This window comes from Saccharothrix sp. NPDC042600, assembly GCF_040647305.1.
Taxonomy (GTDB): Bacteria; Actinomycetota; Actinomycetes; order Mycobacteriales; family Pseudonocardiaceae; genus Actinosynnema; species Actinosynnema mutabilis.
The window spans coordinates 1-24,356 of the sequence record NZ_JBEZBW010000033.1; the positions used below are offsets into that span (position 1 = coordinate 1).

The following is a 24,356-nucleotide window of genomic DNA, read 5'->3' on the forward strand; positions in this document are numbered from 1 at the left end:
CCACCTCCCCCGCCCCCCGGGCCCCCCCCGGGGTGTGCTACTCGGGCCTGGTGGCGTGCGGGCGGGTCGGCGCCCGGGAGGTGCGGGGGCCCCCCCCGGCCGTCAGCGCGGCGGGCTCAGGAGCCGCTGCGGGTCTCGCGGGCGTGGTCGGCCACGCCCTGGGCCTCCTGCTTGGCGTGCTGCGCGGTCGTGGAGGCGGCCTGCGAGGCGGTTTCCTTGATCTCGCCGGCGGCGCCGGTCGCGATCTCGCGGGCCTCGTCCTTGAGCGCCTGCATGGACTCGACGGCGCTCTCCTTGACCGGTTGGGCGAGTCCGCCCGCGGTCTCGCCGAGTTGTCGGACGGCCTGTTCCTCGACGCGGGTGCGGGGGATGAGGGTGGCCGCGAGCAGGCCGGCGCCGAAGGCGATGACGCCCGCCGCCACCGGGTTGCCCTGCGTCTGCCGCATCGCCTGGCGCGGAGCGTCCTGCACGGCCTCGGCGGCCTGCTGCGCCCGGTCGGCCACGGCGTGCGCGGCGTCCCGCGCCTGGTGCTGGGCGGTGGACGTGGTGTCGGAGGCGGTGCCCATGACGGTCTCCCTCATGCGGGTCAGGCGGTGGCGGACGCCGCGCACGCGCCGCTGCGCCACGCGCTTGGGGCTGGTGTGGTCGACCAGCCGGTTGGCGTCGGCCACCAGCTCGGCGCGCGTCCGCTCGATGTCGTTCTTCAGCTGGTCGGGTGTCGGAGCCATGCCGCGTCCTCCTTGAGCGTCTCGATGGTGCGTTCCGGCTTGGGCGAGACCGTCCGGAGCCGCGTGCGGCCGGCGGAGTACAGGACCGCGCCCGCGATGCCCCACAGCACGGCGACGACGAGCGCCGCCCAGCCCAGGCCGATGAGGTAGGCCAGGCCGAACACGGCGGCGAGGCTGAGCAGCACGGCGGTCATGTACCCGGCGAACCCGGCGGCGGCGAGCATCCCGGTCGCCTTGCCCGCCTTCGTCGCCTCCTGCCGGATCTCCGCCTTGGCCAGTTCGAGCTCCTGGCGCAGGAGGCGGGACAGGTCCTGCGTCAGGTCGCCGACGAGCTGCCCGATGGTGGCGTTGTCGTCCTCGGTGGACGCGCGCGGTTGGGGCGCCTGGCCGATCGGCGCGCCGGTCTGGCCGGTCACGCTGCCCTCAGCGGTCGACATGCGGCCCACCCCCGGTCCGGTCGACGCCCGACTGACCCGGGTAGCCCATCCCGGACGGTCCCGGACGCCCGCTCACGGGGTCGTCCACACCGGACTGGCCGGGGTAGCCCATGCCGGACTGCCCGGCGTGCCCCGGCTGGCCCGAGTAGCCCGGCTGTCCCGAATAACCCGGCTGCCCGGAGTAACCCGGCTGCCCGGAGTACTCCGGCTGGCCGGGGTGTCCCGCGCCGGACTGGCCGCCGGGGTAGCCCATGCCGGCCGCACCCGTGCCGCCGGACTCGAAGCCCCTGCCCGCGCCGACCGCGGTGGGCGTCGGGCTCATCGGCTGGTCCCCGCTGCGCGGCGCGGGCGCCGTCACCTCCGGCGTCGAGGACTGGCGGCCGTCGGACCCGCCGGACGCGGTCTTGGCGACCCGCCCGACCAGGAACCCGGCCACCGCCGCGCCGAGCAGGAACGTGCCCGGCTTGCGGCGGGCGTAGCCCTGCACCGAGTCGAGCAGGCCGTGCGCGCCGCGGTTGTCCAGGAAGTCGGCGGCCTGGCGGCTGGTGTCGGCGACCTGGCGGATCAGCGGGGCCGTCATGGAGTCCGACGACTGGTTGTCGGCCATGCCGCCGAGCTCGTCGGCGATGCGCGTGAGCTGCTGCGCGACCCGTCGAGCCTGGTTCTCGGCCTGGTCGGCGACCCGCGTGCGCATGTCCTGCACGGCGCTCTTGACCTGGTCGGCGGTCTCCCCGACGACCATCTTGGCCTGCTCCCGGCCGGTGGTGACCACGTCGCCGGCGGCCTGCTGCGCGTGCCGGGCCACCTCCTGCTGCTCAGCGGTCCCGGGGACCGCACCCTTGCTGTTCTCGGTCACTTGTGGCTCCTCAGCAGTGCGGTTGTCGTGTGCGAGAGCTACCCGAGCACCGGTGGTCCCAATCGACTTCCGCGCAGGAAAACCATTGGCACACATGGTGTTTCACCGGTCGATCGGTGGGTATGGACGGTGCGGGCGGCGCTCAACCACATTCCGCGTCGACGAGCACGCGCACGAGTGACGCCGCGGAAGGTTCAGCGACGAGCGGGTTCCCGCCGGGTGCGGACCAGTGCCCAGGCGAGCAGCGCCACGCCGAGCGCGCCCACCACGAAGTCCGACCACGGGGGCGCTCCGGCCGCCCGCAACAGCGCGGACACCCCGAAACTCGTGTGCCAGAGCGCTTCCGTGACCGCGGAACCGAACCCTTGGACGAACAGCACCCCGCCCAGCACCCACAGCGCCGTCATGACGAACCCCCTTCGTTTCGATACACCTGTATCGCAACGCTAGCACGATCCGATACGGACGCATCGGTACGCTGTCGCCATGCCCAGGCAGGTGGACCACGAGAGCCGGCGTCGCCGCATCGCCCAAGCGGCCTGCGAACTGATCGGACACGGCGGGCTGGAGGCGGCGACCCTGCGTGACGTGGCGGCCCGCGCCGACGTGTCGCTGGGGGCGGTGCAGCGGTGTTTCCGCACCAAGGAGCAGATGCTGGTGTTCGCGCAGGAACACGTGAACCAGCGGGTCACCGAGCGCGCCCGCGCGCGGATCGCCGGGTCGCCGGAACCGGGCTCGGTCGTGACGATGCTGGAGGAGACGCTGACCGCCATGCTGACCGTGGACGACGAGGACCTGCTCGACGCCCGCGTCTGGTTGGCCTTCACCGCGCACTCCGCCGTGGACCCGACCCTGGCCGCCGTCCAGCGCGGCCACTACGCCGGGCTGACCGACCTCCTCGTCCTCCTGCTCCGGACGGGCCGGGACAACGGGCAGCTCAACCCCGGCCTCGACGTCGAGAGCGAGGCGGACGCGCTCATCACCCTCACCGACGGCCTGACCGTCCAAGTCCTGCTGGGCCGGCACACCCGCGCCTCGGCCCTCACCACCCTCCGCCGCCGAACCGCCACGCTGCGCGCCTAGTCGATCTCGCGCAGCGGGTCGCCGCCGTCGATCAGGAGCCGACCGCCGGGCACGAGTGCCGCGCGGATCCGTTCCCGGGCGAGGACCCCGGCTTCGGGGTGGCGGCCGTCGAGCGCGCCCACCCGGACGGCGAAGGCCAGGTCGAACGGCGGTTCGCCGGGTTCGAGCGCGAAGTCCTCGGCGGCCACGTGCCGGACGCCGAGCAGCCCGGCGGCGATCTCGGCGGCGGCGTTGCGCTCGACCAGGGCGACGCCCTTGGCCGAGCGGTCGATGACGAGGACGTGACCACCGGGCGCGATGCGCTCGCACACCGCCTTCGCCGCGGCCCCCGGCGCTCCGCCGATCTCCAACACCCGCATCCCCGGCCGCAGGGGCAGGGCGTCGACGATGGCGGCGAGCCGCGGCGAAAGCGTGGTCATGTGCTGGTCAACTCCTCGCGACCGGGGAACGTCCGGTCAACGGTACGGGTAGTGGGTGGACTCGACCGCCGCGATGATCCGCCTGTCCTCGTGCTCGGTCACGGTGAGCAGCACGCCGGTGCCGTTGCCCCGGTTCCAGTAGGAGACGCTCTCCGAACCGACGGTCCACTGCCGGTGTTCCTTCGGCGTCGGACCGCCGACGAGCCAGGAGTGCAGCCGTCCCGGGTTGCGCCGCCCGGCGCTGGTGGACGTCCACAGCTGGTCACCCCGGCTGACCGCGCCTTGCATCCTGAACGGCATGCGGTAGGCGTCGTGGGCCTTCAGGGTCGTGGTGCCGAGCCCGTCGGGGATCTGGTTGAGGAAGACGCGGCACGTGCCGGCCCCGCACCGGCCGTCGGTGTACTCCGAGGTCACGAGCAGGTTCGGCGTGACCGACCGGTCCAGCGCGATGGAGGAGAACCGCACGCGCTTGGTGTCCTCGATCTTGCCCACTTGCAGCATGAACAGCGTGGCGCCGGCGTTGGGCGCGTTCCGGTCGGTCTTGTAGACCTTGCGCCAGTCGAACACCTTGATCTGCCCGGTGCACGCGACGAGCAGGTGGTGGCCGTACCACACCGCGCCGCCCGCGTGGCAGTCCACCAGCGTGCCGAAGCGACCGGTGGGCTCCCGCAACGAGATGTGCTTGTAGCCCTCGTGCGCGAAGTTGGGCAGCAAGGAGACCCGTGCCTGCTGCTTCCCGCCCACTTGCCGGTACGAGGTGACGGCCAGCGCCTGCCGGCCGTCGTAGGAGTTCGTCGGCGACGCGTCCGCCGTGCTCGTGATCCCCTGCGGCTTCCAGGCGTTGTCGGTGTCGGAGCCGGACCAGCAACGCTTCTCGGCGTCGGACGGGAGGTGCTGCCCGGCGGCGATCTCGCCGGGGCCGTCGCACGCCCGGGTGGTCAACCGCGTGGCGATGTCCTTGAACGGGACGTGGTGGCCCTTGAGCCGGTTCTCCAGCGCGGTGACCCTGCCCGCGAGGCTCGTCAGGTCCACGGTGAGGTCGATGCCGTCGATCTTCTCCGGTGCGGCGAGCGGTGCGGCGGTGGCCGTGCCGGTGCCGACCGACGCGGCCAGCACCGCGGCGACCAGCCCGCACAGCGCGGTGTTCCTCATGGCTTCCCCCTTCTGTCGCCGGCCACCGTCGCAGGGGGAACTGGGGGAAATCTCGAATCGCCGTCCCAGATTCCTCCCAGGCGCGGCGGCCATGCTGGTCACCCGGCTGATCGGGCCGGAGTCGCACAAGGGGGAACGATGCGAAAACACGTCATGGCACCGTTGGCGCTCGCGCAGATCGTCGGTCTGGTCTTCGCGTTGCCCGCCGCCGCCCAGGAGGAGGCGGCGGGCAACCAGGTCGTCGTCGCCGACCAGGGCACCGGCGGCGTCCGGGGGCAGAAGGTGTCCATCCTCCGGCAGGACGCCGACTGGAACTCGCGTTCGGCCGAGGTGTGGTCCTGGGTGCCGCCGGACCGCCCGGAGTGGGCCGGTATCACCGACGCGAAGGTGCGCACCGACCCGAAGGGGCGGAGGGTCGTGCTGGTGTCGGCCGGGGCCGGCGGCGTCGCGGTGATCGGCGAGCGGAGCAGGAAGGTGATCTGGAGTTCCACGGTCCCGCGCGGCGCCAACGCGCACTCGATCGAGCTGCTGCGCGACGGTCAGATCGTGGTGGCGGGCAGCGGCGACGGCCGGACGGGCAGGGGCGGGGCGCTGTACTTCTTCCCCGCCACCGACCGCAAGACGAGCAGGTACACCCAGAAGATCGATTTCCTCGGCGCGCACGGCGTGGTCTACAACGACGCGCGCCTGTGGGCGCTCGGGTACGGCTCGCTGCGGCAGTACGACATCCGCGAGAACTCCCTGAAGGAGGCCTCGCCCAGGATCACGAAGTTCTGGGCGGGCGGCGTGAGCGAGCCGGTCGGGCACGGTCACGACCTCGCGACGGTCCACCGGTCGGGCTCGCACGAGATGTGGATCACCAACACCCACCACGTCTACCGGTTCGACAAGTACAACCACACCAAGTCGCCGCAACGGTTGACCGACAGCCGCGACGGCGTGCGGGTGAAGGCGGTCGGCAACCAGAACGACGGAACCATGGTGCAGACCCGCCCGCAGGACACCAACAAGGGCCAGTGCCCGCGCGACTTCCAGACGCCGACGGTGTCGATGTTCGACGTCAACGGGCGTGAGCTGCCGTCGAAGACCAGGAAGGGCAGCTGCTTCTACAAGGCGCGGCCGGTCGTCTGGGGGTACTACTGAGTGGTGGCCGTTGCCGTGCGGTGTCGAGTACTTTGGCCGCATGGCAACGGTTTCCGCGCTGACGGTGTACCCGGTGAAGGGATGTGCCGGGGTTGAGGTGGAGCGGGTCGAGGTCGGCCCGTCCGGGTTGGCGCACGACCGGTTGTTCGCCGTGGTCGGGGCGGACGGGGGCGGTCTCTGGCAGGGCGAGACGCCGCGGCTGGCCGTGGTGCGGTGCCACGTGCTGGACGAGGGCGCGAAGCTGACCCTGAGCGCACCCGGCGCCGGCGAGGTGGTCCTGGAAGTGGTGACGGACGGGCCGACGGTGCCGGCGCGGGTGGACAAGTGGCCCGGGTCCGGGATCGACCAGGGCGACCGGGCGGCGGAGTGGCTGTCGGACGTGCTCGAACGACCCGTTCGGCTGGTGCGGGAACCGGTGGGGACACGGGACGAGGACGACCCGACCGCGTTGCACGTCCTGTCGGTGTCGTCGTTGGAGGGTCTGAACGCGCGGATCGCGGCGCGCGGGGGCAATCCCGTGCCGATGGAACGGTTCCGGCCCAACGTGGTGATCAGCGGCTGGCCGGAGCCGCACACCGAGGACCGGGTGGGGCGGATGGCGGTCGGCGGCGTCGAGGTCGGGTTCGGCGAACTGGCGATCCGGTGCGCGGTCACCCTGGTGGACCAGCCGACCGGCGTCCGCGTCGGCCCGGAACCGTTGCGCACCCTGGCCGAGTACCGACGCGAACCGGACGGCGTGAGCTTCGGCCTGAAGGCGGCGGTGCTGACCCCGGGCGAGATCGCGGTGGGCGACACCGTCACGGTCACCGAGTGGCGGTGACGGTGCCGCCTGACGATCAGCCGCAGAAGGTGATCTCCGGGTAGCGGTCCGAAGAGGCGTCCAGGATCGGGCGGTGGCGGTTTCGGAGGTGGGTGTCGAGGAAAGCCGTCACGTACGTGCGGGTGATGGACTGGGTGCGGGCGCCCGTGATGGTCGCGCCGATGTCCACGCCCAGGTGGTCGGCGAACAGGCCCACGTCGGTGAACGACGCGTGCTTCGCGCCGGTGACCGACAGCCAGCGCTTCCAGCCGGACAGCTTCGGGAAGTCCTCCTCCCACGGGTGGCTCGTGCACGGCGGGATCGGCAGGTCCGGCGGGTACGCGCCCAGGAACAGGAACGGGCGCGTGAAAGTCGTGTCCCGCAACGACGTGTAGATGCGGCCGTCGATGTCGAAGCCCGCCTTGATGCGCGGGTCGGCGAGCATGGCGGTCAGGGTGCTGCCGCCGCCCGCCGAGTGGCCGCCCATGGCGATCCGGCTCGGGTCCACGAAACCCGGGCGCTTGAGCAGTTCGTCGATGACGAAGGAAGCGTCGGCGGCCCGGCCTTCGGCCAGCTTCACCCAGAACCCCGGCTCGTGGTCGATCTCGCACGAGACGCAGCCGGCGAAGCGGCCGTCCGGGAAGCTGGTGCCGTAGTTCTCGTAGGTGTGACCCACCACGGCCACCGCGTAACCGTGGGCGGCCAGGTCCTCGGCCAGGGCGGTGAGGGTCGCCCGGGGCTTGGTGTAGCCGGGGGACAGGACCACCAGGGGACGGCCGTGCGGCCGGGGCAACGGGCGGGCGTCCACCGTCGAGTGGGTGCCGGTCGCGGCCAGGAAGTCCGGGGGCAGGTCGGTCAACCCGCCTTCGGCGAGCATCGCCTCGGACTCCGCCGGCGTCATGTACCGCGTGCGCGGACCGGTGCCCGGCAGTGCCGGGTAGAACAGGTTCACCATCAGCTCGCGGCGTTCCGTCGGCACCCACGGGTCGGCGCGCGACAGGTCCTTCAGGTGGAGGGTCTTGCTGCCCACGGGCAGTGCGCCGGTCGGCGCGGGTAACACCATGGGGCCGGTGGGCGGGCCCGGGTCGGCTTGGGCGAAAGCGGGCAGCGCGGTCACGGCCAGGACGACCGCGGCGGCGACGATGGTGGCGCGCATGGGTTTCCTCTCGTTCGAACCGTCAGGACAGGTGGCGCAGCCGGCGGAAGCAGAACCAGCCCGACAGCGCCGACAACACGACGAACAGGCCCAGCTCCACCCACTGGAGCGGCCAGAACCTGCTGCCCGGCAGGTACACCAGGTGCTGCCGGTAGCCCAGCTCGGTCAACCGGGACATGCACCGGCCGATCGCGCCGCGCTCCGGGAAGGCGTCGCCCGACCCCGGCTTGGGCAGGCACTGGTGGACCGGCTCGGGCAACGGGTGCACCGGCGTGCCACCCGCGTCCACGGTCTCGTTGGTCAACACCCACGCGTCGCTGGGCGCGGCCACGGTCAGCGACTCCAGCACGCCGGACTCGTTGCCGGTGATCTGCCGGATGTTCGACGCCGTGATCGCGACCGACTCGTCCGTCGCGGGCAGCAGGTGCGGGCGCACCAGGAGCGGCACCGCCACCTGCACCGCCGCGAACAGCACCAGCGTCAACGCCATCGCGGCCACGGTCCGGCGCACGACGATCCCGACCGCCACCCCGAGCACGAGCGCGAACAGCGCGTACCCGACCGGCGCGACCCCGCGCGCGGCGAACACCTCGGGCATGATCCGCGCGAGCTGGTCGTTCTCCTTCTCGGCGTACGCGTCGATCGGCGCGGCCCACCACGTGACCGCGAAGCTGAGCAACCCGGCCGACACCACCGCCACCGGCACGCCGACGCCGAACTTCGTCGCCAGCCACCGCGTCCGGGTGACGCTCTGGTTCCACACCAGGTTGTGCGTGCCGGTCTCCAACTCGCGGGTCACCATCGGCGCGCCCCAGAACACGCCGATCACCACCGGCAGCGCGTACACCGCGATCAGCGTGCCGGTGAACAGCACGTCCACGTCGGTGAAGTTCGTGCGGCCGACCAGCTTCGGGCCGGTGATCGCCAGGACCACCCCGATGGCCGCCAACCCCGCCCACACCGACAGCGCCGGCACCCGCAACTGCCGCCACGCCAACCACGTCATCGCAGGACCTCCAGCGCGGGCCGGACCTCGCCCGGGTTGCTCATGTACTCCAGGACCAGGTCTTCGAGGCTCAACCCGCCCACCGCCCACGCCGGGTCGAGGATCGGGCCCTCGGTGCGCACGACGACCGTGGTCTGGCGGTCGGTGTGCTCGGCGGACACCACGTGCTGGTCGGCCGGCATGGTGGCCACGTCCCGGCGGGGACCGGTCAGGCGGTGGTGGGAGGCGAGCAGGTCCTCGACGTCACCGACCAGCCGGACCCGGGACTCGACCAGGACCACCAGGTGGTCGCACACCCGTTCCAGGTCGGCGACCAGGTGGGAGGACATCACCACCGACAGCCCGTGCTCGGCGACGGACTCCATCAGGTCCTTGAGGAACTCCCTGCGCGCCAACGGGTCCAGCGCGGCGACCGGCTCGTCCAGCAGGAGCAGTTCGGGGCGCTTGGCGATGCCGAGGGTGAGCGCCAACTGGGCGCGCTGGCCGCCGGACAGCCTGCCCGCCGCCTTCCCGGGGTCCAGCCCGATCCGCTCGACCCGCCGCCGCGCCAGGCCGGCGTCCCACGACGGGTTGAGGTGCGCGCCCAGCCGCAGGTGCTCCTCGACGGTCAGGTGCGCGTAGACCGGCGTGTTCTGGGCGACGTACCCGACCTTGGCCAACTGCGCGGGCCCGCTGCCCGGCACGCCCCCGCACACCTCGATCGTGCCGGTGGTGGGTTCGAGCATCCCCGACGCCAGGTTGAGCAGCGTCGACTTGCCCGCGCCGTTGGGGCCGACCAGGCCGGTCACGTGCCCGGCGGGGATCTCCAGCGAGCAGCGGGTCAACGCCCACGTGCGCTTGTACTTCTTGCCCAGGCCCTGGGCCCGCAAGGCGGTCACGCTATGTCCTCTCCGGCTTCGGTGCGAAACGTGGCGGCGAACAGCGCCTCGATGCTCTCGTCGTCCAGCCCGGCGCGGCGCGCCTTGGCCAGCCAGCGGCGCAGGTCCTGGCGCAGCGGGGCGAGCGTCGCGAGCGGCACGCCGGTCGAGGACGCGGTCACGAACGTCCCGATGCCCGGCCGGGCGGCGACCAGCCCGGCGTGCTCCAGCTCCCGGTAGGCCTTGAGCACGGTGTTCGGGTTGATCGCGAGGGCCGCGACGACGTCCTTGACCTTGGGCAGCTGGTCGCCCTCCCGGACCAGCCCGAGCCGCAGCGCGTGCCGCACCTGCTGGACCAGCTGCTGGTAGGGCGACAGGCCGGACCTGGCGTCCAGGTGGAACTGGATCACGGTCACCTCCATTTATCTAGCTTCCTAGGACTATAGGAAAATGACGACCGCCCCGCCACCAGTTCATGGCAAGAGGTCGCCGGCCGCCGCGACGGAACGCCGGCCACCCGTGGACCCCGGCCGCCGCAACCCAACGCCGCCGCCGCGAACGCCACCGCCCGCCGCCGCCGCCGCCCGCCGCCGCCCGCCGCTGCCGCCACCCCCGCCGGTCGCCACCCCCGCCGCGACTGGACGCCGGCGCGCGCATGCGCCAAGGTCAAGGGAGCGCAGTGCTGTGACAACGTTGTCAGCCAAGGAGGCCCCTGCCGATGCGACTCCTCCGCCGAGGCACGACCACCCTGCTCGCCCTGGCCCTGCTCGTCCCCGTCCAGCCGGCGCGCGGCGAACCCGCGACCGACCCGACGACCCTGGTCAACCCGTTCATCGGCACGCAGAACTTCGGCAACACCTTCCCGGGCGCGAGCACACCGTTCGGCATGGTCCAGGTCAGCCCCGACACCGGCGGCCAGGGCGGGTACGACTACCTGCAGGACTCCATCCACGGGTTCAGCCAGACGCACCTGTCCGGCGTCGGCTGCGGCGTCGCGGGCGAACTGCCCGTCATGCCCACGACCGGCCCGGTGGACAACGTTGACATCTCCGGCTACCGCTCCCGCTACTCCCACGACGACGAGGAGGCGACGCCGGGCTACTACCGCGTGGGCCTCCAGCGCTACGGCGTGGACGCCGAGTTGACCGCCACCCCGCGCACCGGCTGGCAGCGCTACACCTTCCCCGCCGGCCAGGCGAACGTCCTGTTCAACACGGGCCGCGCCAACCAACAGGTGCTGGACTCGGAGGTCCACGTCGTCGGCGACCGCACGCTGGAGGGCCGCGTCCGCGCCGGGCGGTTCTGCGCGGGCCGGGACGAGCACACCGTCTACTTCACCGCGAGCTTCGACCGGCCCTTCACGAGCTTCGGCACGTGGCGAGGCGCCACGAAGTCACCCGGCGTCCCGGACGCGGCCGGGACGGGCGGCAACGGCGCGTGGGTCACGTTCGACGCCTCCGCCGACCGGGACGTGGTGCTCAAGGTCGGCCTGTCCTACACCGGCGTCGAGGGCGCGCGCCGCAACCTCGCGGCCGAGACCGGCGACTCGCACGACTTCGACGCCGTCCGCGCGCAGGCCCACCGCGCGTGGGTGGACCGCCTGAACCAGGTCGAGATCGAGGGCGGCACACCCGAGCGCCGGACCGCCTTCTACACCGCGCTCTACCACTCGCTGCTGCACCCGAACCTCGCCGGCGACGTGGACGGCCGTTACGCGGGCTTCGACGGCCAAACCCATGTGGCACAGGGCTTCACGCCCTACCAGAACCTGTCGCTGTGGGACACCTACCGCCCGCAGAACCAACTCCTGGAACTGCTCGAACCCCAAGTCGCGCGGGACGTCGCCCTGTCGGTCGTGGCGGCCGGGCGCGACGGCGGCTGGCTGCCGCGCTGGGCGCTGGCCAACAGCGAGACCAACATCATGACCGGCGACCCGGTGACGCCGTTCCTGGTCGAGGCCTGGTCGCGGGGCCTGCTCGACGGCCACGAGCAGGAGGCCTACGACCTGCTCAAGCGCAACGCCACGACCGTCCCGCCCGCCGACTCCCCGTACAACGGCCGGTCCGGCGTCGAGCACTACGCGCAGCGCGGCTACATCCCGTCGGGGCTCAAGCTCGGCGCCGACTGCCGGCACAAGGGCGGCGACAACGACTGCGTCCACCCGGCCTCGGCGACGCTGGAGTACGCGGCGGCGGACGCCGCGCTGGCGGTGATGGCGCGCGGGCTCGGCCACGACGCCGACGCCCGCCTGTTCGAGCAGCGCGGCCAGTGGTACCGCAACCTGTGGGACGGCGAGCACTTCCGGCCCCGGACCGTCGAGGGCACGTGGCTGTCGCCGTACAACCCGGTCGACGCGGCGCACCAGTTCCACGAGGGCGGCGCGTTCCAGTACCAGTGGCTGGTCCCGCAGGACCCCGACGGCCTGGTCGAGCTGATGGGCGGCCGGGCGGCGACCGAACGCCGGCTGGACGCGTTCTTCGCCTACGACAAGCTGCTGGCCGACCCTGCGCGCACCGTCCGGGAAGACTGGATCACCCACCCGTACGACTACTACGGCAAGCCCACCTACAACCCGAACAACGAACCGGACCTGCTCGCGCCGTACTTCTACCTGTCCACGGGCACACCGGCGAAGACCGCGACGGTCGTGCGCGCCGCGATGACGTTGTTCACCACCGGCCCGGACGGCATGACCGGCAACGACGACCTGGGCACGATGTCGGCCTGGTACGTGTTCTCCTCGCTGGGCCTGTACCCGACGATGAGCGGCGGCGACTTCCTGGCGCTGTCCAGCCCGCAGTTCCCGGGCGCGACCGTCCACACCGGACACGGGCGGGCGTTGAGGATCACCGCGCCGGGCGCGTCCGACGCCACCCGGTACGTGCGGAGCGTGTCGTTGAACGGCCGGGACGTCCGCCGCACCTGGCTGGACTGGGACGACGTGGCGCGCGGCGGCACGTTGGCGCACCGGCTGGGCACCGAACCGTCGTCGTGGGGGACCGGCCGGGGCGCCGAGCCGCCGTCGGTCAACCGGGCGCGGCCGGACAGCCGGCGGCACCTCGACGCGTCGCTGCGCCAGAGCGCGGCGGTCCTGCCGACCTCGGACACCGCGCAGGCGGTGACGTTCCCCCTGGACGTCCTGGCGCAGTCGCCGGGCGCGGTGGTGGTGTCGGTCGAGGCGACGGTTCCGGCGGGCTGGCAGGTGGGTCGGGTCCAGCCGATGGTGCTGGTGTCGGGCCGGCTGCCCGTGCAGCGGACGGTGCCGTTGACGGTGACCGTGCCCGCCGGGACCCCGGTCGGCACGTACCCGGTCGAGGTGGTCGTGCGCGGGCCGAACACGGTCACCAGGACCGGGACCGTCGAGGTGCGGCCGGCGGCGAGCTGCGTCGGCGACCCGTGCGCGGTCGACCTGACGCGCGAGCTGAACCACGACGGCACGGCCACCGTCGAGGCCCCCGCGTCCGGCGACTTCGACGGCCAGGGCTGGAGCTACGACGCCGCGCTGCTGCCCACCGGGCCGGTGACCTGGGGCGGGGTGACCTACCTGGCGCCGGACCCGACCGGGACGGCGGCCAACTTCGTGGAGGCGCGCGGCCAGGCCGTGCTGCTGCCCACCGGGCGGCACCGGACGCTGAACCTGGTGGCGGCGTCGCACAACGGCCCGGTCACCACCGCGGTCGCCGTCCGCTACACCGACGGCACGACGGCGGAGCTGCCGATCACCGTGGGGGACTGGGCGGGGTCGGGCGCGACGGTGGTCCTGGGCATGCCGCACCGCATCAAGGCCGGCCGGGGCGTGGACGGCCCGCCGGTGCGGCTGTTCGGCCTGGCCGCGGCCCTCGACCCGGCCAAGACCGTGCGTTCGTTGACACTGCCCGCCGACCCCCGCGTGGAGGTCTACGCGATCACCCTCGCCTGAGCGACGGCGGACCCCGGGCCGGCCGAGCCGACCCGGGGTCCGCGCGGGGTCACGCCACGTCGAAGCGGTCCAGGTCCATGACCTTCGCCCACGCCGCCACGAAGTCGTGGACGAACTTCTCCTTCGCGTCGTCGGAGGCGTAGACCTCGGCCACCGCGCGCAGCTCGGAGTTCGAGCCGAACACCAGGTCCACCCGGCTGCCGGTCCACTTGACCTCGCCGGTGGCGCGGTCGCGGCCCTCGAAGACCTCCGCCTCACGGGAGGTCGGCGTCCACTCGGTCTCCATGTCCAGCAGGTTCACGAAGAAGTCGTTGGTCAGCGACCCCGGCGTGCCGGTCAGGACGCCCAGCTCCGAGCGCTTGTGGTTGGCGCCCAGCACGCGCAGGCCGCCGACCAGCACGGTCATCTCCGGCGCGCTCAGCGTGAGCAGGTTCGCCTTGTCCACCAGCAGGAACTCCGCCGGCAGGCGGTTGCCCTTGCCCAGGTAGTTGCGGAAGCCGTCCGCGGTCGGCTCCATCGCCGCGAACGAGTCCGCGTCGGTCTGCTCCTGGGTGGCGTCGGTGCGGCCCGGGGTGAACGGCACGGTGACCGGCACACCCGCGGCGCTCGCGGCCTGCTCGACCGCCGCGACACCGCCGAGCACGATGAGGTCGGCCAGCGAGACCCGCTTGCCGCCGGTCTGCGCGCTGTTGAAGGTCTCCTGCACGCCTTCCAGCGCGCGCAGCACGATCGACAGCGCCTCGGGCTCGTTGACCTCCCAGCCGCGCTGCGGCTCCAGGCGGACGCGGGCGCCGTTCGCGCCACCGCGCTTGTCGCTGCCGCGGAAGGTCGAGGCCGACGCCCACGCGGTGGTGACCAGCTGAGCCGCGGTCAGGCCGGTGGCCAGGATCTGCTGCTTGAGCGCGGCCACGTCGGCGGCGTCGACCAGCTCGTGGTCCACGGCCGGGACGCGGTCCTGCCAGATCAGCTCCTCCTGCGGCACCAGCGGGCCCAGGTAGCGCTGGATCGGGCCCATGTCGCGGTGGGTGAGCTTGAACCAGGCGCGGGCGAACGCGTCCGCGAACTGGTCGGGGTTCTCGTAGAACCGGCGGGAGATCTGCTCGTACACCGGGTCGAAGCGCAGCGCCAGGTCGGTGGTGAGCATGCCCGGCGTGCGGTTGAGCTTGCCGTCCTCGGGGTCGGGCACGGTGTTGCGGGCTTTGCCGCCCTTCGGGGTCCACTGGTGGGCGCCGGCCGGGCTCTTGGTCAGCTCCCAGTCGTACTCGAACAGGTTGTGGAAGAACCAGTTGCTCCACTGCGCCGGGGTCGGCGTCCAGGTGACCTCAAGGCCGCTGGTGATGGTGTCGCGGCCCTTGCCCGAGCCGAAGGTGTTCTTCCAGCCCAGGCCCTGCTCCTCCAGCGGCGCGCCCTCGGGCTCGGGGCCGACGTGCTGGTTCGGGTCGGCCGCGCCGTGGGTCTTGCCGAAGGTGTGGCCGCCGGCGATCAGCGCGACGGTCTCCTCGTCGTTCATCGCCATGCGGCCGAAGGTCTCGCGGATGTCGCGGGCGGCGGCCAGCGGGTCCGGGTTGCCGTTGGGGCCCTCGGGGTTGACGTAGATCAGGCCCATCTGGACCGCGGCGAGCGGGTTCTCCAGGTTGCGGTCGCCGGAGTAGCGCTCGTCGCCCAGCCAGGTGCGCTCCGGGCCCCAGTACACGTCCTCGTCGGGCTCCCACACGTCCGCGCGGCCACCGGCGAAGCCGAAGGTGGTGAAGCCCATGGTCTCCAGGGCGCGGTTGCCCGTGAAGATCATCAGGTCGGCCCACGAGATCTTGCGGCCGTACTTCTTCTTGACCGGCCACAGCAGGCGGCGGGCCTTGTCCAGGTTGCCGTTGTCCGGCCAGCTGTTGAGCGGGGCGAAGCGCTGCATGCCCGCGCCCGCGCCGCCGCGGCCGTCGTGCACGCGGTAGGTGCCCGCGCTGTGCCACGCCATGCGGATCATGAACGGCCCGTAGTGGCCGAAGTCGGCGGGCCACCAGTCCTTCGAGGTCGTCAGCACCTCGTCGACGTCCTTGGCCAGGGCGTCGAGGTCCAGGCTGAGGAACTCCGCGGCGTAGTCGAACTCCCCGCCCATGGGGTTCGCGACCACCGGGTGCTTGCGCAGGATCTTCAGGTTGAGCTGGTTCGGCCACCAGTCGCGGTTGCTGCCGCCCTCAGTCGGGTGGTTGAAGCGACCGGCGGAGACGGGGCAGCCGGCGGCGCCCTCCTCGTTCAACTCTCCGATGACGGCGTTCGGGGTGTCGGACACGGGCATCCCTTCGGGGGAATTCAGGCGGTTGCGGACTTGCAGGCGGGACAGGTGCCCCAGTAGACGACCTCGGCCTCGTCGATCGAGAAGCCGTGGTCGTCGGACGCGGTCAGGCAGGGCGCGTGGCCGATGGCGCAGTCGACGTCGGCGATCACCCCGCAGGACCGGCACACGACGTGGTGGTGGTTGTCGCCGACGCGCGCCTCGTAGCGGGCGACGGAACCCGGCGGCTCGATGCGTCGCAGCAGGCCGGCGGTGGTCAGGGCTTTGAGCACGTCGTAGACGGCTTGGTGGGACACCGTGCCGAGCCGGTCCCGGACGACGCCGATGATCGAGTCGGTGTCGGCGTGGGGATGCTCGTGCACCGCGGACAGCACGGCCATCCGGGGGCTCGTGACGCGCAGCGAGGCGCGGCGCAGCATCTGCTCGAACTCGGAGGCCGTGGGCACGGCGGCAGTCTTGCGGATTTTCTGGAATCAATCAAGTTTGGCTCGGTGAACCCTGCCTGAACAGCGGTTGCGTCCGGCGTGCCGGCAGCTTCCGGCCACCCGCCGCCACCTGCGGTGATCAACGATCACGATGGGCGGTGCGGCGTTCGCCGATGGGCCGGTGAGGACTGCGGATGCGGCCGAACCCACCGAGCCCGTTGCCGGCGCGGCCCGGCCCCGCCCCGCCGCGAGCCTGCGGTGAAGCCCCCGGCGCGCGGGCCGGGGGCTTCTCGGGGGACCTACTGCTTGGCGTAGGTCGTCAGGCCGGTGAAGTCCAGCATCACGCACTTCTCGTCGCCGACGACCCACGCGTCGTGACCGGGCTCGATCAGGACCGCGTCGCCCGGCCCGGCTTCGGCCTCGGTGCCGTCGTCCATGCGCACCCGCATCCGGCCCGACAGCACGTAGCCGGTGTGCAGGGACTGGCAGGACTCGGTGCCGGCGATCGGCTTGACGTCGGTCGACCAGCGCCACCCCGGTTCGAACTCGGCCCGGCCGGCGGTCGTGCCGCCGAGGGTGACCAGGTCGATGTGGCCGTGCGGGAACCGGCGGGTCTCTTCGGGGGATCGCAGGCTCTTGGCCGCCAGGGTGCTCATCGCGCTCACCCCTGCGTGACCGGGTAGATCTCGTCGGCCACCAGGCCGTGGGCCTCCCGGTGCACCCGGTGCGCGGCCTCCGCGTCCGGGGCCTCCACCAGGCAGAACACCTTGCCGGCGTGGTCGTCCACCCAGTAGTTCAGGTACTTCACGCCGTACTGGTCCTGCGTGCGCACGTCGGCGGCGTGCGCCTCGGCCACGTCCCTGGCGGTCGCGCCCTCGGGCAGGTGGTTGTGCACGTCCATGAACAGCATCGCGCCCTCCTCGGGGTTGTCGGTCGCGTGCGGGGCGACGCTAGGCCGCGCGGCGTTCCCCGAGCGTTCCCGCCGGTCCGGGCGTACGGTGTCGCCATGCAGGCCACCTGCCGGGTGCGCGTGCTCGGCGGGTTCGGCGTCGCGGTGGACGGCAGGCCCGTCCCCACCGACGCCTGGCGCAGCAGGCGAGCCGCCGACCTGGTGAAGCTCCTGGCGATCGAGGCCGGGCACCGGATGCACCGGGAACAGGCGATGGCCTCGCTGTGGCCGGAACTGCCCGCCGACGCCGCGGGCGCGAACCTCCGCAAGGCCGTCCACTACGCCCGCCGCGCGCTGGGCGGCCCGGAGGCGATCGACGTCACCGGCCACGTGCTGACCCTGTGGCCGGGGGCGGTCCTGGACTGCGACCTGGAGCGGTTCGACCGTGCCGCCGACGCCGCGCTGGCCTCCGGCGACGCCTCGACGTGCGCCGCGGCGGCGGCCCTCTACGGCGGCGACCTCCTGCCCGAGGACCGCTACGAGTGGTGGGCGGAGGAGCGGCGCACGAAGGTCCGCACCCGGTACCTGGCGTTGCTGCGCGCGGCGGGCGACTGGACGCGGTTGCTGGAGCTGGACGAGACCGACGAGGAGGCGCACCGGGCGTTGATGCGGCGGCACCTGGCGGCCGGCCGGCGGCGGGAGGCGTTGCGGCAGTTCGAACTCCTGCGCCGGGCGCTGCGCGAACGCATCGGCGTGGGACCGGACGCGGAGACCGTCGCCCTGTACGAGTCGGCCCTGGCCGAGGGCGCCGACCCGCCGTCGGTCGCGCAGACCGCGGCCGTCACGCTGGCCAACGGGCTGGTCGCCTGGGGACGCCGCAACCTCGCCGAGGCCGAACGGCTGGCCAGGCGGGCGCGGGCCCTCGCGCTGGACGCCGGCCTCGGGCACGAGCTGGGGGAGGCGTCCACCCTGCTGGCCCTGGTCGCCTACGCGCGCGGGACGTGGCACGAGCAGTTCCGGCGCGAGTTCGTCGACTCGGTGCGCCGCTCGACCGAGCTGGAGACGGCCGTGTTCGACGCCCACCTGTGCTTCCAGGAGTTCTACCTCTACGGCCCGGAGGGGCACGAGGGCGCGGAGGCGTTCGGGCGGGACCTGCTGGCCATCGCCACCGCGGCCGGCTCGACCGGCGGCCGGGCGTTGGCGCACCTGCTGCTGGGCGAGTTCGCGCTCCTCTCGGGCGACCTCGACGGCGCGGCGGCGCAACTGTCCCGGTCGTTGGTGGCGGCCGAGGCGACGGGGAGCGCGTCGGCGCAGAGCATCGCGCTGGAACGGGCGGCCGAAGCGCGGGTCCGGCGGGGCGACCGGATGGCGGCGGTGGCGTTGCTGGACCGGGCGATGCCGCTGGCGCGGGCGTCGGGCATCCGTTCGCACCTGGTGATCCGCGTGCACGGGTTGCGCGTGCTGGCGGCGGGCGGCGTGGTGGACGCGTTGAGCGCCGTGCGGGAAGGGGAGCGGCTGCTCGCGTCGGAGCACGTGTGCGACCCGTGCTCGATGGGGTTCCGGACGGAGGCGGCGCGGGCCTGCGCGCGGGCGAACGACCCGGGGCGGGCGCGGCGGCACCTGGCCGAGGCGGAGCGGATCGGCGGGCTGTGGCAGGGCGGGCCGTGGACGGCGGCGCTGTGGGAGGTGCGGGCGGAACTGCGGCGGGCGGCCGGGCAGGCGAGCCAGGCGGCGGCGTTGTTCCTGGAGGCCGCCGACCAGTTCGCGCTGTTGGGGCGGCCGTGGGAGGCCCACCGGTGCCGGGCCGCCGCGGACGCGTGAGTCTCAGCGGCGGCCGTTCAGCGCCATCCTGGTCCACGTGTGGCGGCGGCCCCGGACGGCCACCGAGTAGGCGTAGAGGAGTTCCGGGTCGCCCATGCCCGGCAGGAAGCAGTCGCCGATGTGGTGGGCGTCCACGCCGATCTCCTTGGCGTTCAACGCCAGTTGGGGCACGACCGTGGTGTGCGCGCCCTCCTGGCTGGTGCCGATCGCGCCCATCACGACCGCCCCCGCTTCCTGCACCGCCGCCACGGACTCGGCGGCGGCCTCCCGGGTGACGCCGGGGAGCGTGCCCGGCAGCGGGATGATCACGCCGTCCGCGCCGGCGTCCACCAGGGCGGTGAGCCGGGCGGTGGTGACGCGCTCCCGGTGGCCGGCGTGGTGCATCTTGCCCGTCCACAGGGCGGTGTCCGGGTCCAGCGCGGCGCGCAGGGCGCTGGTGGCGCGGGTCAGGCCGTCGAACGTGCCGTCGGTGCTCGGGTTCGCGGTCAGCGTGATCAGGGCCGCGCCCGAGTCGGTGAGCCGGCGCGCGGACTCCGGGGTCGCGCGGCGCAGGCGGGGCACGTCGCCGGGTTCCAGGTTGACGCCGATGGGCCTGCCGACGCGGTCGGCCAGCGCGGCGAGGTCGGGGACGGTGCCCAGGCCGGGGAAGTGGAAGCGCTCGCCGTCCCAGACGCGGTCGATCATGTTCAGGATGAGCACGTCCGCGCCGAAGGCGGCCATCAGCTCCAGGTTGTGCACGGCCGGGCCGGTGGGGGCGAACGCCAGGGCGGCGCGGTCGGCGAAGACCTCGGCGACCATCGTGCGGCCCTCGCTCGCGGCGACGGCGGCGGTCAGGTGCCGGCCGCGCAGGGCGGCGAGGGCGTCGCGGTCCAGGTCCAGGATGCGGGTCACGGCGACTCCTTTGGTCTAGACCATGCGAGTATCCGCCCGCTGTCAAGGACGGCGTTGTAAGGTGTGCTCCACAGTCCCACGTCGATGGCTCCGGGCGCGCCGCGAAGCGTCCGTCACCGATGGAATCCCTTGTTCCGCGGCGGGAGGCTCGCTCCCGCACGCCATGAGCGCGATCCGCGTGCGCACCCGCGAGGACCTGCGGGCCGCACGCCGCCGCCGTGCTCACTCCTGTTGGGGCCACCTGGTGGCCGCGCCGTTGTGGCCGATGCACGGCGAGAACCTGGGCACGCTGCTGCGCACGTGCGACGCGGTCGGCGCGTGCCTGGCCGTGCCGCGCCTGCCGTGGGTCCCCGAAGCCCTCGCCCGCGGCAACACCCTGCGCCGCCGCACGTGCGTGCACTTCACCGGCGACCCGGTGCGCTGGCTGGCCCGCCGGCGCGCGGAGGGCGTCCGGGTCGTCGGCGTCGAACTGGCCGAGGGGGCGGTGCGGCTGGCCGACCTGCCGCCCGCGCGCGAGCCGACCGTGGCCGTGCTGGGGCACGAGCGGCACGGCATCCCGCCGGAGGCGCTGGACCTGCTCGACCGGGCCGTGGAGATCCCGATGGTCGGCCACGGCACCACGCTCAACGTCGCCGTCGCCGGGTCGCTGGTGCTCTACAAGCTCGCCGGTCTGCTGTGAGCGGCGCCGGAGCCGGGCGTGCGCGAACCGTGCCGCGGCGCGCCCGGACGGCGTAGATTGCGCGGCCATGCGCGTGCTCTTCGTCAGCCTGGCGTCGGTCGGCCACACCTACCCGCTCGTCCCCCTCGCCATCGCGGCCCGCGCCGCCGGCCACGAGGTGCACTTCGCGGCCGGCGAGTCGGTGCACGCCCCGCTCGACGCGCACGGCCTGCGCCCCTTCCGCCCCGCGGACGCGTTCTCCGAGATCTACGCCGAGGACCTGGCCCCCGACCTCGCCCGGCTCGAACCCGACCTGGTCGTGCACGGGTGGGGCGTGCCGGGCGCGGCGGAGGCGGCGCGGGCGGCGGGCGTGCCCGGCGTGTGGCACGGGTTCGGGCGGATGTTCCCCGAGGGCATCGGGCTGGAGCGGCCGACCGGGGGAGTGCACCTGGACATCTGTCCGCCCTCGTTGCAGGACAAGGACTTCCTCGCGCAGGAGCGGGTGGCGCTGCGCCCGGTCGCCTTCTCCGAACCCGCGCGGCCCGTGCTGCGCGACGGCCGTCCGCTGGTCTACCTGACCCTGGGCACCGCGTTCGGCACGCCGGAACTGCTCACCGCCGCCGTGCGCGGGCTGGCGGCGCTGGACGCCCACATCGTCGTCGCGGCCGGCCGGGTGCGCCCCGACCGGCTCGGGACCGTGCCGCACAACGTGACCGTGCGGGACTGGGTGGCGCAGGCCGACCTGTGGCCGCACGTGGACGTGGCCGTGCACCACGGCGGCAGCGGCACCACGCTCGGCGCGCTGGCCGCCGGCGTGCCGCAGGTGCTGCTGCCGCAGGGCGCCGACCAGTTCGCCAACGCCGACGCGGTCGCCGCGGCGGGCGCGGGGCTCGTGCTGGACGACCCGGACGCGATCGCCGATCTGACCTGGAAGGTGTTGGCGGGCACCGACTACCGCGACGCGGCCCGCGCGGTGGCCGACGAGATCGCCGGCATGCCCTCGCCCGACGAGGTCGCCCAGCGACTGCCGGACCTCACGGGATGAGCCCGGCTTCGTGGGCGACGATGGCCGCCTGCACCCGGTTGCGCACGTCGAGGTGCTTGAGGACGGTCGCGACGTAGACCTTGACCGTGCCCTCGACCAGGTTCAGCCGGGCGGCGATCTCCGCGTTGGACAGCCCCGCGCCGACCAGGCCGAGCACCTCCCGTTCGCGGGCGGTCAGCCCGGACACGCGGGCGCTCGCGTGCAGCCGGGGGCCGCGCCCGGACAGGTGGTCCAGGACCCGCTTGGCGACCAGCGGCGACAGGTACGCGCCGCCGGACGCGGCGGCCCGCACGCCGGCGATGATCTCGTTCGGGTCGCCGGTCTTGAGCACGAACCCGCTCACGCCCTCGCCCAGCGCGCGGGAGATGTGGGCGTCGTCGGCGAACGTGGTCAGGACCAGGCACGCGGTGCCGGTGTCCAGGTCGCGGATCCGCGCGGCGGCGTCGAGACCGTCCAGGCCGGGCATGCGGATGTCCAGCACGGCCACGTCCGGGCGATGGGCGCGCACCAGCTCCACGGCGTCCCGCCCGGTGCCGGCCTCGGCGACCACCTCGACGTCGTCCGCCGCCGCCAGCACCGCCCGCACGCCCAGCCGCACGACCGCCTCGTCGTCGGCCACCACCACCCTGATCACGCCCGCATCATCGCCGGTCGTCACGGGCCGCGCCGGAGCAGGGCCTTGTCCACCAGCCGCCCGTCGCGGAAGCACACCCGGTAGAGGTCCAGGCGGCGCTCGTCGAACGGGTTGGCGTGGGTGCTGAAGTGCCGGCAGGCCGCCCCCGGCGGTGGCGGCGGCACGTCGTCGGGCGAATCGACCCGGTCGCGGCGCGGCAGCACCACCTCGGACTGCGGTTGGCCCACCCGCAGTCGCGCGAAGTACTCGGGGTCGAGCACGGACGTGGCGGCGTCGTACACGAGGTACGAGAGCACGGCGAGCACGATGGCGGCGGCGATCCCGGCGGTGGCCAGCACGGTCCGCCGGGCACTGCGCCGCACCTGCCGCTCCACCTCGACCCGGTGCCGGTGGGGGACGTTGGTGACGGGCTTGGCGGGCAGGTGGGCGGCGACCTCGAACCCGCCGGTGCGGGGACCGGCCGAGAAGGCGCCGCCGACGAGGGCGACCCGCTCGGAGAGGCCGAGCAACCCGCTCCCGCCGCTGGGGAGTGCGGCGGATGCGTGGTTCTCGGCGCCGGTGGTGATGCGCAGCGCGAGGCCGTCGTCGGTCCGGCGCAGGTCCACCGCGACCGGTGCGCCGGGAGCGTGCTTGATCGCGTTGGTGACGGCCTCGGTGAGCACCCGGTGGGCCGTCCGCGCGATCACCGGGTCCACCTCGCCCATCCCGTCGCCGGTGACCTCCACCCGGAGCCCGGACCGCCGGGCCCGCGCCACCACGTCCTCCACCGACTCGGCCGGCTCGGGTTCGCCCGCCCGCAGCAGCCCGACGACGTCCGCGAGCCGCTCGGCGGCGGAGGTGACCGCGCCCCGCGCCAGCCGGGCCGCCTCGCGCTGGTCGGCCGCCAGGCTCGGCGCGACCTCCAGCGCACCCACCAGCAGGGCCGCCTGCGCCAGCTCGTGCCCGACCAGGTCGTGCATGTCCGCGGCCAACCGCGCCCGCTCGCGGTCGCGGACGTGGTCGGCCTCGCGTTCCAACTGCTCGGCGCGCGCCCAGCCGGCCTCGACCATCGCGGTGTACTGGCGGCGGTAGCGGCCCACCGTCCACGGCACGGCGGCGAACGCGGCCATGCCGGACGCGGCGGCCACCGACGCGTCCCCCGCGCCCGTCACCACGACCGTCGTCGTCGCCGCGCCGGCCGCCAGCAGGACCAGCGCCACCGCACCGCGCTCACCGTCGACCGCGTGCCGCCCGGCCAGGAACGCCACCACGACCAGGCCCGTCGCCAGCAACCCGGCCGCGACCGTGCTGTCCACCGCCGCCCGCGCCAGGAACGCGACCTGCCACGCCACCGCCGCCACCACCAGCGCCGTGACCGGCCGCCGCCGCGCCAACGGCACCGCGACCGCGAGCACCGCCACCCACGCGGCGGCCTCCCACGGCGGCACCCGGCCGGGCCGCGCGGTGACCACGCCCCACGCCAGCGGCAGCGCCGCGACCACCACCCACAAGATCACCCGCACGCCGGGCATCATCTCCCACCCAGCACCACCGCGCCCGCGTCGTGCGCCCGCAGCCGCACCACCACCGGCGTCACCGCCCGCGCCACGACCGGCACGAGCACCGCCACCCCCGCGCCCAGCGCCAACCCCGCCACCACGTCGTGCGGGTAGTGCACCCCGACGAACACCCGCGACGCCGCCGCCACCAGCGCCAGCCCGACTCCGACCCGCCACCCCGACCACGCCAGCGCGACCGCCGCCGCACCCGCGATCGTGGCGTGGTTGCTCGGGAACGACCAGTCGCCGACCCCGGGGCACGGCACGACCGTCGCCACCTCGCCCAGCACGCGGCACGGCCGGTCCTCCCGCCACACCTCCTTCACCCCTTCGCTGACCAGGTACGCCACCGCGGTCACCACCGGCCCGACCAGCGCCCGCGCCATCACCGCCGCGTCCCGCCCCCGAGCCCGCCACCACACCAGCACGAACAGCACCGCGAACACGCCGATCACGGCCTCGGTCGCGATCGCGGCCACGACCCGCACCGGTCCGGGAGCCGCCGCACCCAGCCCGGCCAGGTCCAGGTACCACTCGGCGCTGACATCCGGCACGTCCTCGACGGAAATCCCCTCCGCCACAACGGTCTTCATCACGGCACCGACGCTACGAA

The 24,356-nt window shown here is 73.7% G+C and carries 25 protein-coding genes; 7 read left to right on the forward strand and 18 right to left on the reverse strand.

Annotated features, from left to right (window positions below; genetic code table 11):
- Nucleotides 1–116 precede the first annotated feature (116 nt).
- From AB0A74_RS20795 to AB0A74_RS20810, 4 genes are all read right to left on the reverse strand, one after another.
- Nucleotides 117–728, reverse strand: coding sequence for a DUF3618 domain-containing protein (locus AB0A74_RS20795; protein ID WP_358251619.1), 612 nt, complete (start codon nt 726–728; stop codon nt 117–119).
- Nucleotides 704–1,165, reverse strand: a complete 462-nt coding sequence (locus AB0A74_RS20800; RefSeq protein WP_358251621.1) for a phage holin family protein — start codon at nt 1,163–1,165, stop codon at nt 704–706. Before AB0A74_RS20800 ends, AB0A74_RS20795 begins: the two co-directional genes overlap by 25 nt.
- Nucleotides 1,152–2,021 carry a hypothetical protein gene (locus AB0A74_RS20805; protein ID WP_358251622.1) on the reverse strand — a complete coding sequence of 290 codons (870 nt, stop codon included), beginning with the start codon at nt 2,019–2,021 and terminating at the stop codon, nt 1,152–1,154. Before AB0A74_RS20805 ends, AB0A74_RS20800 begins: the two co-directional genes overlap by 14 nt.
- Before the next feature lie 194 nt (nt 2,022–2,215).
- The gene (locus AB0A74_RS20810; RefSeq protein ID WP_358251624.1) at nt 2,216–2,428 is read right to left on the reverse strand and encodes a hypothetical protein; all 213 of its coding nucleotides are present in this window, start codon (nt 2,426–2,428) and stop codon (nt 2,216–2,218) included.
- 79 nt (nt 2,429–2,507) lie between these two features.
- Here AB0A74_RS20810 and AB0A74_RS20815 point away from each other — a divergent pair, with 79 nt between their 5' ends.
- Nucleotides 2,508–3,104 carry a TetR/AcrR family transcriptional regulator gene (locus AB0A74_RS20815; protein WP_358251625.1) on the forward strand — a complete coding sequence of 199 codons (597 nt, stop codon included), beginning with the start codon at nt 2,508–2,510 and terminating at the stop codon, nt 3,102–3,104.
- Here AB0A74_RS20815 and AB0A74_RS20820 read toward each other — a convergent pair.
- Nucleotides 3,101–3,523, reverse strand: coding sequence for an SAM-dependent methyltransferase (locus AB0A74_RS20820; RefSeq protein WP_358251626.1), 423 nt, complete (start codon nt 3,521–3,523; stop codon nt 3,101–3,103). The genes AB0A74_RS20815 and AB0A74_RS20820 overlap by 4 nt on opposite strands.
- Nucleotides 3,524–3,559: 36 nt before the next feature.
- Complete coding sequence (locus AB0A74_RS20825) at nt 3,560–4,675, reverse strand: hypothetical protein (RefSeq protein ID WP_358251627.1); 1,116 nt, start codon at nt 4,673–4,675, stop codon at nt 3,560–3,562.
- 138 nt (nt 4,676–4,813) lie between these two features.
- On the opposite strand from AB0A74_RS20825, the gene AB0A74_RS20830 reads away from it, so the two are divergent.
- Complete coding sequence (locus AB0A74_RS20830; RefSeq protein ID WP_358251629.1) at nt 4,814–5,818, forward strand: DUF6528 family protein; 1,005 nt, start codon at nt 4,814–4,816, stop codon at nt 5,816–5,818.
- Between the two features lie 40 nt (nt 5,819–5,858).
- Nucleotides 5,859–6,638, forward strand: coding sequence for an MOSC N-terminal beta barrel domain-containing protein (locus AB0A74_RS20835; RefSeq protein ID WP_358251630.1), 780 nt, complete (start codon nt 5,859–5,861; stop codon nt 6,636–6,638).
- Between the two features lie 16 nt (nt 6,639–6,654).
- Here AB0A74_RS20835 and AB0A74_RS20840 read toward each other — a convergent pair whose 3' ends face one another.
- The 4 genes from AB0A74_RS20840 to AB0A74_RS20855 are packed head-to-tail and all read right to left on the reverse strand — an operon-like array spanning nt 6,655 to nt 10,058.
- Complete coding sequence (locus AB0A74_RS20840; RefSeq protein ID WP_358251632.1) at nt 6,655–7,773, reverse strand: alpha/beta hydrolase; 1,119 nt, start codon at nt 7,771–7,773, stop codon at nt 6,655–6,657.
- A 22-nt stretch (nt 7,774–7,795) separates the two neighbouring features.
- Nucleotides 7,796–8,779, reverse strand: a complete 984-nt coding sequence (locus tag AB0A74_RS20845; protein WP_358251634.1) for an ABC transporter permease subunit — start codon at nt 8,777–8,779, stop codon at nt 7,796–7,798.
- Complete coding sequence (locus tag AB0A74_RS20850; RefSeq protein WP_358251636.1) at nt 8,776–9,657, reverse strand: ABC transporter ATP-binding protein; 882 nt, start codon at nt 9,655–9,657, stop codon at nt 8,776–8,778. Before AB0A74_RS20850 ends, AB0A74_RS20845 begins: the two co-directional genes overlap by 4 nt.
- Nucleotides 9,654–10,058, reverse strand: coding sequence for a GntR family transcriptional regulator (locus AB0A74_RS20855; protein ID WP_358251637.1), 405 nt, complete (start codon nt 10,056–10,058; stop codon nt 9,654–9,656). The genes AB0A74_RS20850 and AB0A74_RS20855 overlap by 4 nt, the downstream gene beginning before the upstream one ends.
- Nucleotides 10,059–10,354: 296 nt before the next feature.
- Here AB0A74_RS20855 and AB0A74_RS20860 point away from each other — a divergent pair, with 296 nt between their 5' ends.
- The gene (locus tag AB0A74_RS20860) at nt 10,355–13,555 is read left to right on the forward strand and encodes a GH92 family glycosyl hydrolase (RefSeq protein ID WP_358251639.1); all 3,201 of its coding nucleotides are present in this window, start codon (nt 10,355–10,357) and stop codon (nt 13,553–13,555) included.
- A gap of 49 nt (nt 13,556–13,604) precedes the next feature.
- Here AB0A74_RS20860 and katG read toward each other — a convergent pair whose 3' ends face one another.
- The 4 genes from katG to AB0A74_RS20880 form a co-directional block, all read right to left on the reverse strand.
- Nucleotides 13,605–15,839: a catalase/peroxidase HPI gene (gene katG, locus AB0A74_RS20865; RefSeq protein ID WP_358251641.1), complete on the reverse strand. Its 2,235-nt coding sequence runs from the start codon at nt 15,837–15,839 to the stop codon at nt 13,605–13,607.
- 20 nt (nt 15,840–15,859) lie between these two features.
- Nucleotides 15,860–16,288: a Fur family transcriptional regulator gene (locus AB0A74_RS20870; RefSeq protein ID WP_343933287.1), complete on the reverse strand. Its 429-nt coding sequence runs from the start codon at nt 16,286–16,288 to the stop codon at nt 15,860–15,862.
- Between the two features lie 278 nt (nt 16,289–16,566).
- Complete coding sequence (locus tag AB0A74_RS20875) at nt 16,567–16,923, reverse strand: cupin domain-containing protein (protein WP_358251643.1); 357 nt, start codon at nt 16,921–16,923, stop codon at nt 16,567–16,569.
- 5 nt (nt 16,924–16,928) lie between these two features.
- Nucleotides 16,929–17,177, reverse strand: coding sequence for a DUF4242 domain-containing protein (locus AB0A74_RS20880; RefSeq protein WP_358251645.1), 249 nt, complete (start codon nt 17,175–17,177; stop codon nt 16,929–16,931).
- A gap of 96 nt (nt 17,178–17,273) precedes the next feature.
- Between AB0A74_RS20880 and AB0A74_RS20885 the strand changes: the two genes are divergently transcribed.
- Nucleotides 17,274–18,977 carry a BTAD domain-containing putative transcriptional regulator gene (locus AB0A74_RS20885; RefSeq protein WP_358251647.1) on the forward strand — a complete coding sequence of 568 codons (1,704 nt, stop codon included), beginning with the start codon at nt 17,274–17,276 and terminating at the stop codon, nt 18,975–18,977.
- 3 nt (nt 18,978–18,980) lie between these two features.
- Here AB0A74_RS20885 and AB0A74_RS20890 read toward each other — a convergent pair whose 3' ends face one another.
- Nucleotides 18,981–19,868: a hypothetical protein gene (locus tag AB0A74_RS20890; RefSeq protein ID WP_358251649.1), complete on the reverse strand. Its 888-nt coding sequence runs from the start codon at nt 19,866–19,868 to the stop codon at nt 18,981–18,983.
- Between the two features lie 163 nt (nt 19,869–20,031).
- On the opposite strand from AB0A74_RS20890, the gene AB0A74_RS20895 reads away from it, so the two are divergent.
- The gene (locus AB0A74_RS20895; RefSeq protein WP_358251651.1) at nt 20,032–20,547 is read left to right on the forward strand and encodes a TrmH family RNA methyltransferase; all 516 of its coding nucleotides are present in this window, start codon (nt 20,032–20,034) and stop codon (nt 20,545–20,547) included.
- A 67-nt stretch (nt 20,548–20,614) separates the two neighbouring features.
- Nucleotides 20,615–21,571 (forward strand): nucleotide disphospho-sugar-binding domain-containing protein, encoded by a 957-nt coding sequence (locus tag AB0A74_RS20900; protein ID WP_358251653.1) that lies wholly within the window; start codon nt 20,615–20,617, stop codon nt 21,569–21,571.
- Here AB0A74_RS20900 and AB0A74_RS20905 read toward each other — a convergent pair.
- From AB0A74_RS20905 to AB0A74_RS20915, 3 genes are read right to left on the reverse strand one after another with little or no spacing between them, the layout of a single operon-like run.
- Entirely contained in the window at nt 21,561–22,205 is a 645-nt protein-coding gene (locus tag AB0A74_RS20905; protein WP_358251655.1) for a response regulator transcription factor, read from the reverse strand. The two genes, AB0A74_RS20900 and AB0A74_RS20905, sit on opposite strands and share 11 nt — an antisense overlap.
- A 20-nt stretch (nt 22,206–22,225) precedes the next feature.
- Nucleotides 22,226–23,707 carry a histidine kinase gene (locus AB0A74_RS20910; protein WP_358251657.1) on the reverse strand — a complete coding sequence of 494 codons (1,482 nt, stop codon included), beginning with the start codon at nt 23,705–23,707 and terminating at the stop codon, nt 22,226–22,228.
- A gap of 8 nt (nt 23,708–23,715) precedes the next feature.
- Nucleotides 23,716–24,336, reverse strand: coding sequence for a phosphatase PAP2 family protein (locus tag AB0A74_RS20915; RefSeq protein ID WP_358251725.1), 621 nt, complete (start codon nt 24,334–24,336; stop codon nt 23,716–23,718).
- Nucleotides 24,337–24,356: the final 20 nt, after the last annotated feature.

What these genes read in the sequence shown, in the direction of transcription:
- AB0A74_RS20795 (WP_358251619.1), bottom strand. Translation starts at nt 728, where the DNA reads ATGGCTCCGACACCCGACCAGCTGAAGAACGACATCGAGCGGACGCGC.
- AB0A74_RS20800 (WP_358251621.1), bottom strand. Translation starts at nt 1,165, where the DNA reads ATGTCGACCGCTGAGGGCAGCGTGACCGGCCAGACCGGCGCGCCGATC.
- AB0A74_RS20810 (WP_358251624.1), bottom strand. Translation starts at nt 2,428, where the DNA reads ATGACGGCGCTGTGGGTGCTGGGCGGGGTGCTGTTCGTCCAAGGGTTC.
- AB0A74_RS20815 (WP_358251625.1), top strand. Translation starts at nt 2,508, where the DNA reads ATGCCCAGGCAGGTGGACCACGAGAGCCGGCGTCGCCGCATCGCCCAA.
- AB0A74_RS20820 (WP_358251626.1), bottom strand. Translation starts at nt 3,523, where the DNA reads ATGACCACGCTTTCGCCGCGGCTCGCCGCCATCGTCGACGCCCTGCCC.
- AB0A74_RS20825 (WP_358251627.1), bottom strand. Translation starts at nt 4,675, where the DNA reads ATGAGGAACACCGCGCTGTGCGGGCTGGTCGCCGCGGTGCTGGCCGCG.
- AB0A74_RS20830 (WP_358251629.1), top strand. Translation starts at nt 4,814, where the DNA reads ATGCGAAAACACGTCATGGCACCGTTGGCGCTCGCGCAGATCGTCGGT.
- AB0A74_RS20835 (WP_358251630.1), top strand. Translation starts at nt 5,859, where the DNA reads ATGGCAACGGTTTCCGCGCTGACGGTGTACCCGGTGAAGGGATGTGCC.
- AB0A74_RS20840 (WP_358251632.1), bottom strand. Translation starts at nt 7,773, where the DNA reads ATGCGCGCCACCATCGTCGCCGCCGCGGTCGTCCTGGCCGTGACCGCG.
- AB0A74_RS20845 (WP_358251634.1), bottom strand. Translation starts at nt 8,779, where the DNA reads ATGACGTGGTTGGCGTGGCGGCAGTTGCGGGTGCCGGCGCTGTCGGTG.
- AB0A74_RS20855 (WP_358251637.1), bottom strand. Translation starts at nt 10,058, where the DNA reads ATGGAGGTGACCGTGATCCAGTTCCACCTGGACGCCAGGTCCGGCCTG.
- AB0A74_RS20860 (WP_358251639.1), top strand. Translation starts at nt 10,355, where the DNA reads ATGCGACTCCTCCGCCGAGGCACGACCACCCTGCTCGCCCTGGCCCTG.
- AB0A74_RS20875 (WP_358251643.1), bottom strand. Translation starts at nt 16,923, where the DNA reads ATGAGCACCCTGGCGGCCAAGAGCCTGCGATCCCCCGAAGAGACCCGC.
- AB0A74_RS20880 (WP_358251645.1), bottom strand. Translation starts at nt 17,177, where the DNA reads ATGCTGTTCATGGACGTGCACAACCACCTGCCCGAGGGCGCGACCGCC.
- AB0A74_RS20885 (WP_358251647.1), top strand. Translation starts at nt 17,274, where the DNA reads ATGCAGGCCACCTGCCGGGTGCGCGTGCTCGGCGGGTTCGGCGTCGCG.
- AB0A74_RS20895 (WP_358251651.1), top strand. Translation starts at nt 20,032, where the DNA reads ATGAGCGCGATCCGCGTGCGCACCCGCGAGGACCTGCGGGCCGCACGC.
- AB0A74_RS20900 (WP_358251653.1), top strand. Translation starts at nt 20,615, where the DNA reads ATGCGCGTGCTCTTCGTCAGCCTGGCGTCGGTCGGCCACACCTACCCG.
- AB0A74_RS20915 (WP_358251725.1), bottom strand. Translation starts at nt 24,336, where the DNA reads ATGAAGACCGTTGTGGCGGAGGGGATTTCCGTCGAGGACGTGCCGGAT.